Origin of the sequence: Rhizobium sp. SJZ105, assembly GCF_007828365.1 — a bacterium.
GTDB lineage: Bacteria > Pseudomonadota > Alphaproteobacteria > Rhizobiales > Rhizobiaceae > Agrobacterium > Agrobacterium tumefaciens.
The window spans coordinates 1-12,241 of the sequence record NZ_VIUP01000005.1; the positions used below are offsets into that span (position 1 = coordinate 1).

Here is a 12,241-nt window from a genome sequence, read left to right on the forward strand (position 1 = left end):
CATCAAATTATCATTGGGATCACTCAGTCCCATCGAGTATCGCAGAAGTCTTGGCCTTAGCGTCTAAATCAGTCCAAGTTTTTATCCGCATCCCCAACCGACTCAGTTCCGCGTGGAAACCGACAGCCTGCTGTCATTTGCTGCTTCACTCCCGCCCATTCGAACGTCACATTCCAGCTTTTCGATATGTTCATCGCAAACGACCTTCACCAGCTCGAGCAAACGCGCGGTGCGCTCGCCAAGCCAGACAAGCGCCTCTTCGCTAATCTCGAAATGTTTTGAATATCGAGCCTTAACATAGGCTTCATTGATCCTGTTAAACCAGGCTCGCTGACGATGATGATCCCGCGGAAACGCTTCCGCCAATCGCAGATCCTGGTCCTCGGCAAGAGAGCGTAGGAACTTGATGTTGTGAGAGGCAGGCCCATAATTGGTCAGGGTCAGGATGACACAGGAGTATGCTTGCTCAATGCACTGATGCAATTCGAAAGCGCCAAGCCGAAGATCGTTTTCACTAATACAGAAACGGGCGACTTTCATGAACGAGAGAGCAAGCCCGAGCCTCTCATTAAAATGCTCCCTCGCCACCTCCAAACGCTCTTCCGCAGTCAGCAGCTTCGGCTCAGCGAGCGGCTCGTCATCCAGTTCGTATAGAACGATGCCTTCCTTGCGGATATCCGAGAAGAAGTAGTGGCCCTTCTTAAGCTCTGTGTTCACCTCGCGCAGAGAATGCACGATGAACTGCGTCGGCGTTTCGATGAAGCTGTCGCGGATGATCCGGTCGGCCGCCTTGTACCAGTAGGTCGCGTGATCCGTCAGCTTGCGATTGTTGACGATCACCAGCAAATCGAAATCCGAGCGATAGCCCTTCATCGTATGCGGCTCATCGACAAAGGTGCCGCGGGCATAGGAGCCGAACAGAATGATTTTGAGAATACGTCCGCGCTTCTTGAAGTCGGCGGTGCCTTCACCCAAGGCATCCTCGAACTCCTCGTGCAGGATCTCCAGCGCACGAGCAAGCTCTCGCTGCTTTCTGTGCGGGATATGATCGAGGGAGGATTTCATCATGGGAACAGGGTCTGGCTGGCTTCCGATTGTTGCGCCGATCTGATCGCGCTGGTGGTATCCATGGACCTTATACGCTTCGACACGTTGATCAAATGCCAAAAGTGCTAGTCGACTTCTGGAGGTCGGAAAATGGCTGAGAGGAACGCCTGATCAACACGCTGCCGAATGCTGATATCATCTCCTCGCATCCATGCGTCTCCTCTCTCGAGGGAAAACATGCGTTGGCGCCAGATCTATCGACTGACCTTTCTACTATTTGGTTTGTGGTCGAAGGAGAGGACGACGGCTTTTCAGTTCGACAATTTGCGGCCGTCCAAAGTTGCCGCCTCGACGGCCTGAATGCAATGGTGTCAATGCGAACCAGTGTCCACTTTCTGAATGAAAACGAAGTGGTTTTGCCTCGCTCCATTGACATCTGACACTATGGTTATAATGTTTTTTGACATCCATTATAACGGGATCGGGCGATGAAACAGATTGACCTCGTTTACAGAACGGCGTTCGCTGAACTGGCACAGCGGACGTTCGATGCTCAGTTTCAGGCAGATTTTCCCCTCGAAGGTCGGTTTGTTGCCGTTCCGGTCAAGGGCCGCAATTACTGGTATTTTGATCTCCCTACTCCCGAGGGTAAGGACAAGAGACGCTATGTCGGCCCGCAGAATGACGCCGACATCACGGCTCGGGTGAAAGCCCATAGGCAAGTCAAAGACGACATCCGGGAGCGGCGCAAGCTCGTCGGCATGCTGCTGCGAAGCGGCGGCATGTCCGCGCCGGATCGCTTCGCGGGTGAAGTGACCAAAGTACTCGCTGACGCGGGCCTCTTTCGTCTGAGAGCACTCCTCGTCGATTCTGTGGCTTTCAGCTGTTACTCAGGCCTCCTTGGCGTTCGTCTCCCTAATACCTCAATGCAAACAGGTGATGCGGACTTCGCGCAGGACTTTGCGATGTCGGCGGAAGTCGAGGACAGCCTGCCTCCGATCCTCGATCTCCTGAGATCGATAGACAGCACGTTCAGGGCGGTCCCACACCAGGTCGATAAGGCAAAGGTGGTGGCCTTTTCGAATTCGGTAAACTACCGCGTCGAATTCCTGACGACCAACCGTGGATCGGATGACTACACGGGCAAGCCGTCCCCAATGCCTGCCCTTGGAGGCGCGTCTGCTGAAAACTTGCGGTTCCTGGACTTCCTGATCTACGAACCCGTAAGAACGGTACTGCTGCACCGGGAAGGCGTTAGCGTGAATATCCCCGCTCCCGAGCGGTATGCCATCCACAAGCTGATCGTTGCATCCAGGAGGCGCACGGATGCCCTCGGGCGAGCAAAGAGAGATAAGGACCTCGTACAGGCCTCGCTGCTGTCCGAGGCGCTCGTGGAGACGCGACAGAGCTATTTGCTTGCCGATGCCTACCGCGAAGCGTGGGCGCGCGGAGAGGCGTGGCAGGAAGCGATCCTGTCGGGCCTCGTATTAATGCCAGACAACGGCAAGCTCGCGTTGGCAAGTGCCCTTGGTGTCACGGTAGACCGACTGGGTAAGGCGTAGGGCCATGGAAGCAGAAGAAAACACATGCGACCCGGACCTCGCCAAAGATGCGGCGGCAGCTCTCGTTGTCGCTGAAGACATGCAGCACGCCTTCGTTTTCATGTCTTTGCAGCAAGGCGCACGCCTGTCCTGCCGCTCACTTCGGCGCTATGGGGGAGCGCGTTCTCGTCAGGACAGGCTGGATCACCGCGTCGATTGCTGCAGACGTTCATACCGACTCGTTTCCAATTCCTTGGCGATTGGAATTATCAGTCATGACAATTGGAAGTCCACGCCTAGGAGATCCAAGGACCTCCGATACAAGGTTGCGATGCGAATGCCAGACTGCCTGTTTGTCACGCTTCCGTCAGACTGGATCGAACATATCCCTGAATTCCGGATCGGCAAAGTAGGCAAGTTTCTCAGCAAAAATTGGCCGCTGTCCGGCAAGGAACAGCAATTGTCCGAGCGCCGGCAGATTGCGTACCTCATCAGGAGTGAGTAGCGGTCGGCCGGTATGCTGTTGGCTATAGGTGATCCCGGTCTTATCGGAATCGAGCGCTCTCGCCATGGTCTGGAACACGACCGTTTCCTGTCCGAGCAAATCAGAGATGAGGCGGGCGCTGTCATGATCGTTGACGCCGAAAACCTGCAGCACGCCGGCATTTGACAGGAAGGTTCCGGCGCGATGACTGTATGTGGCACGCAGCTGATGGATGTCCTGGAGGATGGGCCAAAGCTGGACACCATAACCCGCCATCAGACCCATCGCGCGTTCGACTGGTGCCAGATGCCCAAGGGACGCGAACTCATCGAGCAGATAAAGAACCGGTGTCGCCGGCTTTGTCGTATCGCGGGCCATTTCGAGCAGGCTTTGTGAGACAAGCAGGCGCAGCCAGCGTGAATAGGTCGAGAGGCGATCAGGAGGAAGGACGAGGAACACCGTGACGTTGCTGCGCTTGAGATCGGCAAACCGAAAATCCGAGCGGCTGAGGACGTCCGTCATACGCGGTGAATCAAGAAAATGCGTATGACGCTGGGCTGCGGACAGAACGCCTGCAGCTTCGCGATCGGATTTTCCGAGGTGGCGGTTTGCGGCGCGGGCGACAAGACCTCTTGCCGCATCGCTGTCCTGCATACGCTTGAGCAGCGCTGCAAACTGTTCCGGAGCAAGGGTGAGATAGTCGCGGAGTGTTGCGAGGTGCCTGCGTCTCAAAGGCTCAGATGCAACGATCTCGAGCAATAATCCGCCGATAAGAGCTTTTGCCTCCTCGTTCCAATGCGCCTCGCCTGCCATTCCCGGTTCGTCGAACACGAGGGCGTCGGCAAGGGAACTGGCGTCGTCCGCGACATCGAGGCTGCGGGGATCAAGCAGGGCCAGGGGATTGAAGGCTGCCGAGGGTCTCCCGGTGACACCAAAAGGATCGAGCACATGGACCGGCCCGAATTTTTGGCGCGCACGACCGGTGATCCTTGCATTCTCACCTTTTGGATCAACGCAGATCACGGAACGGTCGGCGGTCAGCAGGTTCGGGATGATCGTGCCGACACCCTTGCCGGTACGGGTCGGCGCCATCGTCAGGAGATGGGCCGGGCCATCATAGCGCAGAGCCTTGGCCGTTTTCATATCACGACCGATCAGGAGGCCGGAACCGGATGAGGTGAGAGCGGCTATCTCCTTGTGTGTCGCGAAGCGGGCAGAGCCGTGGGTCTCATCGTCATTCTCCCCGAAATGCAAAATCAGTGGAGTGGTGACGAACCAAAAGGAGATAACGGCAAGCGCCAGCAGGGTTAAGAGACCTGGGATGATGTGAACAAGCGAGCCCCGCTCGAAACCCGTTTGCTCGAGGAAATAACCACCACCCATGCCGATCACAAAGGTGACGTTGAACAAGATGAACATAAATCCGAGGAGCCGTTTCCAGATTCGGAAGGGCATGGCAATCAAAGCCAGAAATGCCCAAAGCGGATCTCGCGCGGCGGCTCGCATCATGTTTTTGAATGCGTCCCTGGCAAGTCGCAATCGGTTCATGGAGCACCCTGCGTACTGTCACCATTCTCTGCTGTGCCCGGCAGTCCTGGTCCGATCAAATCGGCAAACAGCGCCTTGTCATTGTCGCGCGTCAGAAAGCCCGGCAGTTCGCGGCGCAGCCAGTCATCGAGCTGTTGCTTAAACTCCTGATCATTCGCGGTCTCCAGGTGATGCAGAACGAGCGAGCCGATCAGGACCTTGCGGCGCATGTCGTTGTTACGCTCGGTTTTCGAGAGCCGTGCCTTGAGCGCGGACCGTTGCGCATCCAGTTCAGCCAGGCGCTGTTCGATGGTTTTCCTTGCCACGATTATTCCTTTCGATTGCGGTCGCACCGGAACTGCCGCTGTTGACCACGGCTTCGTTCCTGGAAGACTGACCAGTTTCTATGAGGAGATCGACATAGCGATTGCGAGAGTAGGTTGGACCCTATGGTTCATCACGCTGCGGTGGCTGTTACCTGAGTTCAGGAAAGTTTGTGCTACCGGTGAAGCTCAGTCGCTGGCGTTCGCGGCGTGTTCCAGCTTGGCGATATGTTCCTGGCAGACCGTGTTGACGAGATCGTAGAGGATGGACGTTCTGGCAGTCAGCCAGGTCAAAGCCTCCTCGGTGATTTCGTAATGGTCAGAGTAGCGAGCCTTCACGTAGGCTTCGTTCAGCGTGTTGAACCACGACTGAAACCGATGGTGATCCCGCGGCCAGGCCTCGGCGAGGCGGATATCCTGACCTTCTGCCAGCCCTCGCAAGAATTTTAAATTATGGCTCGCAGGGCTGTAATTGGTGAGGGTCAAAAGCAGAGTGGAATAGGCCTGCTCTATGGATTGATGCAGCATGAAAGCTGTCTCTTTCCAATCTCCATCTTTCAACCCGTAGAGGACATGCTTGACGAAGAAGTCAGCAGTGCGCGAGCGAGCCGAAAAATGCTTTTTGGCGACCTCATATGCCTGTTGCCCCGTAAGGCTTTTGGGCTCGGCGAGTTCCCTATCGTCGAGTTCGTAAAGAGCGATGCCATCACGGCGAATATCGCTGAAGAAGTATTGCCCTTCCTGCAGGAAATTGCTGATTTCGCGAGCGCCATGGACAATGAGGCTCACCGGCGTCTCAATCTCCTTGTCCCACATCAGCCGGTCTGTTGTCTTGTCCCAGTATTTGGGATCGGCCAATTCCTTGTTGCTGACGATGACAAGAATGTCGAAGTCCGAGCGGTAGCCTTTCGACGTATGTGGTTCATCCACCCAGGTGCCACGCGCGTAAGAACCGAACAGAATGATTTTGAAAATCCGCCCGTCTTTCTTGGCATCAGACTTCGAGCGCTCGACCAGATCAGCAAACTCTTCCTGAATAATTCCGACGACGCGCGCGAGCTCGCGTTGCTTTCGTTCCGGCAGGTGTTCTAGGCTGGTCTTCATGTCTGCTCCGCTTATCGACGGTGTCCTGTATGGGCCATTCCAGAGGCCTTTGAAACTCCGATTTTTGGTAGCCACCAGGCGAATGTCTGTCTTCCTGGACGATGCACATTCGATCTTGCGGCAACCGGCTCTGATTTGTGCAAATGGTATTGGAATACCCGCATTCCTCAATAGCGAACATTCAATGGTACTTTATCTCAGGTTGTATCTCGCTTTCCGTTTTTTTTCCCAATCGCAGGTACTGCGGGCGCAATACCGTGGCCGACAGAGCGCAGCATTGAGGTTCTGAAGGACTGTTCACGAAGGCATTCTGTCCAACCGTTGCAGCAAGATGCCCGCCTGCCCTGCCCCTCACGTCGGCACACTGCCGCAGGTCCTCACGATGACCGCATTGCTCGTTTCGCTCCAGCTGCTCCAGCACAAACCATTCGAGCAACATCTTGCCACGCGTTGACTGCGCCCGCTCCTGTTTATCGAGCCGTGCCTGCAATGTTTTCTTCCGCTCTTCCAGCTCCCTCATCCGTTGTGCAATCAGCCTGCGCATATCGCCTTCCTGATTGATGCGTTTGGCCTATTCAAACACGAGCAATGACCAGTTGGCGACTACTACTTTTAGTAGTCGAAATGCCCGTTCGATGTTGCTAGCCTCGCCACCGGTAAACAGACAAGGGCGCACTTACGACTTGCAGCGCGTTTGAGCGTTTGGTCTCCCCGTTTGCGTATCGGAGATTTCGTTTGGCGATTTATCATCTCAGCACCAAACCTGTCTCGCGGTCATCTGGTCGCAGCGCTGTCGCATCCGCCGCCTACCGTTGCGCGGTTCTTCTCGTCAATCAACGCGATGGCCTTGTGCATGACTTCACCCGCAAAGAGGGTATCGAGCATAGTGAGATCGTGCTGCCGGAAGGTGCGTCTGTCGACTGGGCTTTGGATCGCTCAACGTTGTGGAATGCTGCCGAGTTTGCAGAAAAGCGCAAGGATGCCCGCGTCGCCCGCGAATTCGAAATCGCGCTTCCGCATGAGCTTTCGTCAGAAGGGCGACTGAAGGCTGCACGCGCCTTTGCCCAGGATCTGGCAAACCGCTATGGCGCGGCCGTGGATTTTGCAATCCATTCGCCAAGTGAGCATGGTGATATCAGGAACTACCATGCGCATGTGCTGATGACGACACGAGAGGTTGGCAGAACCGGCCTTGGCGAGAAGACTGTTCTTGAGCACAAGAACGCACGGCTGTTGGCAAATGGCATGGCGACAACCGACATGCAGCTTCGCGATATCCGGCAGTCGTGGGAAGGCATCGCCAACCGTCAGCTTCAACGCGAAGGCCTGGATGTCCGCATCGATCATCGCTCGCATATGGAGCGCGGCCTTGAGTTGTCGCCGACCGGGCATATGGGCGTGCATGCGTCGCAGATGCAGCAGCAAGGAATGGCCGTCGAGCGCGGGCGACTGGATGACGAGGCAGCACGGCAAAATGCCGCGCTGATCCGCCAAAAACCGGAACAGGTTCTGACGCTGATCAGCCATGAGAAGAGCGTGTTCGATCGCCACGACATTGCCAAGACCTTGCATCGCTACATCAACGATGACGCCCGGACATTCCAGAACGCCTTTGCGGCTGTTCTGGCATCACCAGCGCTCGTTGAACTTCAGGCTGAGCGCACCGATGCCGAGACAGGCGAAGTGTCCAATGCGCGCTATTCGACGCGGGAGATGATCGATCTGGAACTTGGCATTGCGCGATCGGGGGAGCGGTTGCATCAGGCGCATTCCCATGGCGTCGATCCGCGCCATGTCGATCGAGCCATGGAGAGGCAGGATAACGCCATTCGCAAAAGCTCCAGCGGACCGTCGGTTGCGCGCGATCCGTCAGCGGGATTGTCGGACGAACAGCGTCAAGCGATTGCGCATATTACAGGTCCAGAACGCATCGCCGCTGTGGTCGGGTTTGCCGGTGCTGGAAAGTCCACCATGCTGGCAGCGGCTCGCGAGGCGTGGGAGGCTCAAGGCTATCAGGTCCATGGTGCCGCACTGTCCGGAAAGGCAGCCGAGGGGCTTGAGGAAAGTTCCGGTATCCCGAGCCGCACCCTGGCGTCATGGTCTTACAGTTGGAACAATGGTCGGGGTATGATCGGTCGCAGTGACGTGTTCGTCATTGACGAGGCCGGCATGGTCGGGAGCCGTCAGCTTGCCCGCTTTATCGGAGAAGCGGAAGAGCGCGGCGCAAAGATCGTTCTCGTCGGCGACCATGAGCAGCTGCAGGCAATCGGAGCCGGTGCACCCTTCAGGGCGATTGCCGAGCAGATTGGCCATGTCGAACTTTCGGGCATTCGCCGCCAGCGCCAGGATTGGCAGAGACAGGCATCGGTTGCCTTTGCGACCCACAAGACGGCCGAGGGGCTGGCCGCCTATCGCGATCACGGCGACATCCACTTTGCGGAAAGCCGCGACAAGGCGATGGCAGAAATCGTGCGTGATTATCTTGCCGACAGTGAGAAGCGTGCCGATGGCACCCGGGTTGCCATGGCGCATCGCCGCGCTGATGTGCGAGCCCTCAATGCCGCTATCCGCTCTGAACTTCAGAACAGACGAAGGCCGGAGCGCAGCCCCGGGCTGGGCGACGGTGTTGACCGTGGAGACCGTGGGAATGGTGAGGACTGTGTAGGTGGTGAGGATGTTGGAGAACGCGTGTTCCAGACCAATAACGGCAAACGCGCCTTCGCCGCCGGTGACCGGATCATCTTCCTCGAAAACAACTGCGACCTCCGCGTCAAAAACGGCATGCTTGGCACGGTCGAGCATGTGGAGCCGGGCAAGATCATCGCCCGGCTCGATGGCCGAGGCGGCGACAGTGTCAGCATTCCCACGGACACCTACCAGGCGATCGACCACGGCTATGCGACGACGATCCATAAAAACCAGGGGGCGACAGTCGATCGCGCCTTTGTGCTGGCGTCCAGCACCATGGACCGGCATCTGACCTATGTTGCCATGACAAGGCATCGCGACAGCGTGAAGCTCTATGCCGACATCAAGGAGTTCACCAAGGCGGGCCGGCTGGTTGATCACGGCGTTGCGCCCTATGAAAACCATCCGCAATCACGCGAGAGCTACTTTGTGACGCTGGAGAATGACAAGGGCGAGCGGCATACCGTGTGGGGCGTCGATCTCAAGCGGGCCATGCGAGAGGCCTCACCAAAGATAGGGGACAGGATTGGACTGCAGCATGAAGGCGCCACGCCTGTCACGCTTCCGGATGGCACCCAGGCCGAGCGCAATGCATGGCGTGTCGTCAAGGGTGACGCGTTGGCGTACGAGCAGCTGACAAGCCGTCTGTCGCGTTCCGGCGCGAAGGAAACCACGCTGGATTACATCAGCGACTTTGCCGAGCGGCGCGGGATCACCAGCGACCCATGGATCGCAAGCGACCAATGGATCGGGCAAGAGTTTGGGGTGAGAAGCGAGATCGAACTTGCGTCCGGACGGGATGAGCGTCAAGAGGTCTTGTCCCGTGCGGCCCATCTGCAACGGGAGCAGCAGGACCGGCCATCAGAACGTCAGCAGGTTTACGAGGAACGTGCCGGCGATCTGGCCGGCCCTGTTCACCGCGAAGATCCTCGCAATCAGTTCGCCCGAACAATCGATGACGGTCGGCGCGACGACCGGGGAGATGAGAATAAGGGATATCGCCGCATTCGGTGGTCCGAGGTCATGTCGCAAGACGGCACCGTCCCTGCCCCCACAGAAAATGTCAGCCAGCTCTCGCCGCTGGAACCCGGTAAGCTCGCTCCGCTGGTGCCAGCGATCACGCGTCACCACCGCAGCATCGAAGAGGTGGCCCGAGAAAAAGCGATGTCTGTCATCGACCAGAGATTCGATACGGTGGAGTCCGTCGCGCGGCACGTGTTCCGTGACCCGGTCGAGGTCGCGGCAAGACTGCGCACCGCGATGACCGAGAAGGAAGGCAACGGAAAAATCATGGCAAAGGCCATGGCCGAGCAGCCTGAGCGCTTCGGACAGCTGCGCGGCAAGTCAGGTCTGTTCGGAAACAACAAGGAGCGGAAAGAGGCGCTGCAATATGCCAGGTCTCTCTCCGCCCATATCGGCTATGTCTCCGAGGCATGGGAGCGCCGGCTTGGCGAAGAACGTCAGAGCGAACAATGGCAGCGTGAGCAGCGTGACGTCATCGAGGTGCCCGGCCTCACGCCGCGCAGCGCCGAAATCATTGCCAAGGTGGAGAAAATGCCGTTGGAGAAGCGGAGCCAGTTTATCGCGGAGCTGCGATCGTCGCCTGAGGGCCGTGCCGCGCTCGGTGAGGCCAAGCTGGTGGTTGATGCGCTCACGCGGCGGTTTGGCAGTTCCGATCCTCGCAGGTTCGCCGAGGAGCTTGCGGCACGCCCGGAGCTCGCAAAGCAGGCCGAGCAGATCAAGACGATCGCCCGCATGGTGCATCGTACACGCCATGCTGAGCTAAGCCATGACGACGCGTTGAGACAGCAGCTGAACCGGTCTCAGGGGCTTGGATTGAGCCGATAGTGGGTGCCGACGACAACATTGGCGTCTTTTAATCGGTCACCCCAAAAGTGCGCCACGCTTCCAGATTTCCTAGGCGTCGCGATGGACTTGACCCGTCGCAACCGGAGTATTCCTTTCCGACGTGTTTGGTAAGCGCCGTTTGCCGTGCAACTTGACCACGCACGTTTGCCGTTAACGACTTCCGCTGCCAGGCGGCTGGCAATAATGCGTGAATTGCAGCGATCAGGAAGCTTATTCCACGATCAGAAAAATTCGTCCGATTTTGATCCTGGGCCTCAACACCGGCTTTATCTCAACGTGGTTCTCTCCGCCGCGAAAAAGATCGAATTTTCGTTCGCTCTGGAAAGTGATTTTCGACCGGCCTGATGGGAACGAACAGTCCTTTGGGCACTTAATAGTCAAATCAGCAGAATCGATTGCCCCCCGGCTACGCCAGGTAACATCCACTCTGACGCCTGATCCTGAACCAAAAATGATCTCGCACTTATTATCGACCCGGCAATGGGCTTCACCGACGATGGGCTCTGCCAGCCCATCCAGCATGACAGCGGCTTGAATACGCCGCTCATCGAACGCAGCGATTTGGGCTGAAGCTGTAGCTGTTGACTGGGCAACGCACGCCATTACCGAAAAAAGAAAATATGTGCCTTTAAGCATGTGGCCATCGCCCCGGCTCCGCCCGCTATCATCGCACCATAGGAGCCGCACATTGTGACCCAATGACGGCTAAGCGCCGACTGCTGTCTTCGGAGCACATGACTGATCCCCTGTATCTCGATGTCAGCAACTCATCAATCTCGCTTTGCTTGTACCCGTAGACGATAGCAGTCAGCGTGGCGGTCATGTTGACAGGCGGATCAACCGAATTGAGTTTGCATGTTTCGATAAGCGAGGCGATGGTCGCCCAATTCTCGGCCCCGAATTCGTGTCCTGCAAATATTACGTTCTTCCTTTCGTGCCAAGGTTTGCACGAAAGGAAGAACAGTCTCTTAGCTGGTAATGACGGCAGCAGCAGGACATGGGCGACAATCGCGACGCTCCTGCAGACTGCAAAGATGAATTCTGTCGATCCCCAGCCCTGGTTGACGCAGACGCTCTAGTGCTCGCAAATGGCTCGCCTAGTAGCGAAATCGATCCCCTTACGCCGTGAGGCCTCAACGGCCTCAGCTTGTCGCTTACCGAATACCTGCGGCGGGCGGTAAAAATAGAAAAATGACACCGGGTGTTACGTCGCACTCGAAATGCGGCATACCTGCTAGGGTATCGTGGGTTCGAATCCCACCCCTCTCCGCCATTTTTTATAATTATCTATATATTTCAATAGTTTGACGAAGTAAATTTGCGTTACCCCACAAAAACTCCCACAAATTCAAATGAGTAGATTTTGTATTTGTGAGGCTTGGAGCGCTTCCACCATCGTTCAATACATTAGAAACCGGGCTTCCCTGAATGGCCCGGGGGAAATAATTCCTCCTTGTTGTCTCTGCGTTGCATAACCCAAAAAAATGCGCAGCGCGCACCAGTGTTCCCAGGAGACAGTTTGCCAGTCAACGAAAGTGGATATGCGGTCGCAACGGCTTACGCCGACGTGAACGTAACCCCCGGTCAAATCCTACATGCCTCGGCTAGTGTGGAGAGTGGTCACAATCAATGGCAGTTGGCAATGGATTTCCCTCGCT

General features: G+C 56.8%; 8 protein-coding genes and 2 pseudogenes. 3 read left to right on the top strand and 7 right to left on the bottom strand.

Features of this window, described 5'->3' with window-relative positions; genetic code table 11:
- Positions 1 to 102 precede the first annotated feature (102 nt).
- Positions 103 to 1,068, bottom strand: coding sequence for a nucleotidyltransferase and HEPN domain-containing protein (locus tag FB593_RS16620; RefSeq protein WP_145166758.1), 966 nt, complete (start codon positions 1,066 to 1,068; stop codon positions 103 to 105).
- A gap of 467 nt (positions 1,069 to 1,535) precedes the next feature.
- On the opposite strand from FB593_RS16620, the gene FB593_RS16625 reads away from it, so the two are divergent.
- Positions 1,536 to 2,609: a GSU2403 family nucleotidyltransferase fold protein gene (locus FB593_RS16625; RefSeq protein WP_145166759.1), complete on the top strand. Its 1,074-nt coding sequence runs from the start codon at positions 1,536 to 1,538 to the stop codon at positions 2,607 to 2,609.
- Positions 2,610 to 2,955: 346 nt separating this feature from the next.
- Here the strand turns inward: FB593_RS16625 and FB593_RS16630 are convergent, their stop codons facing one another.
- The 4 genes from FB593_RS16630 to FB593_RS16645 form a co-directional block, all read right to left on the bottom strand.
- A complete protein-coding gene (locus FB593_RS16630) occupies positions 2,956 to 4,620 on the bottom strand; it encodes a type IV secretory system conjugative DNA transfer family protein (protein ID WP_145166760.1) in 1,665 nt (554 codons plus the stop codon).
- The gene (locus FB593_RS16635; protein ID WP_145166761.1) at positions 4,617 to 4,925 is read right to left on the bottom strand and encodes a mobilization protein; all 309 of its coding nucleotides are present in this window, start codon (positions 4,923 to 4,925) and stop codon (positions 4,617 to 4,619) included. Before FB593_RS16635 ends, FB593_RS16630 begins: the two co-directional genes overlap by 4 nt.
- A 186-nt stretch (positions 4,926 to 5,111) precedes the next feature.
- Complete coding sequence (locus FB593_RS16640; RefSeq protein ID WP_113043048.1) at positions 5,112 to 6,026, bottom strand: nucleotidyltransferase and HEPN domain-containing protein; 915 nt, start codon at positions 6,024 to 6,026, stop codon at positions 5,112 to 5,114.
- Between the two features lie 181 nt (positions 6,027 to 6,207).
- Positions 6,208 to 6,570, bottom strand: coding sequence for a hypothetical protein (locus FB593_RS16645; protein ID WP_145166762.1), 363 nt, complete (start codon positions 6,568 to 6,570; stop codon positions 6,208 to 6,210).
- 191 nt (positions 6,571 to 6,761) lie between these two features.
- Between FB593_RS16645 and traA the strand changes: the two genes are divergently transcribed.
- Positions 6,762 to 10,562: a Ti-type conjugative transfer relaxase TraA gene (gene traA / locus FB593_RS16650; protein WP_145166763.1), complete on the top strand. Its 3,801-nt coding sequence runs from the start codon at positions 6,762 to 6,764 to the stop codon at positions 10,560 to 10,562.
- 231 nt (positions 10,563 to 10,793) lie between these two features.
- Here traA and FB593_RS16655 read toward each other — a convergent pair whose 3' ends face one another.
- Together FB593_RS16655 and FB593_RS27840 are read right to left on the bottom strand one after the other, a co-directional pair.
- The gene (locus FB593_RS16655; RefSeq protein WP_145166764.1) at positions 10,794 to 11,219 is read right to left on the bottom strand and encodes a hypothetical protein; all 426 of its coding nucleotides are present in this window, start codon (positions 11,217 to 11,219) and stop codon (positions 10,794 to 10,796) included.
- 28 nt (positions 11,220 to 11,247) lie between these two features.
- Positions 11,248 to 11,514, bottom strand: a pseudogene (locus FB593_RS27840) (transposase domain-containing protein); the annotation flags it as partial.
- A gap of 22 nt (positions 11,515 to 11,536) precedes the next feature.
- Here FB593_RS27840 and FB593_RS16665 point away from each other — a divergent pair.
- Positions 11,537 to 11,712 (top strand): annotated as a pseudogene (locus tag FB593_RS16665) (transposase domain-containing protein); the annotation flags it as partial.
- Positions 11,713 to 12,241 lie beyond the last annotated feature (529 nt).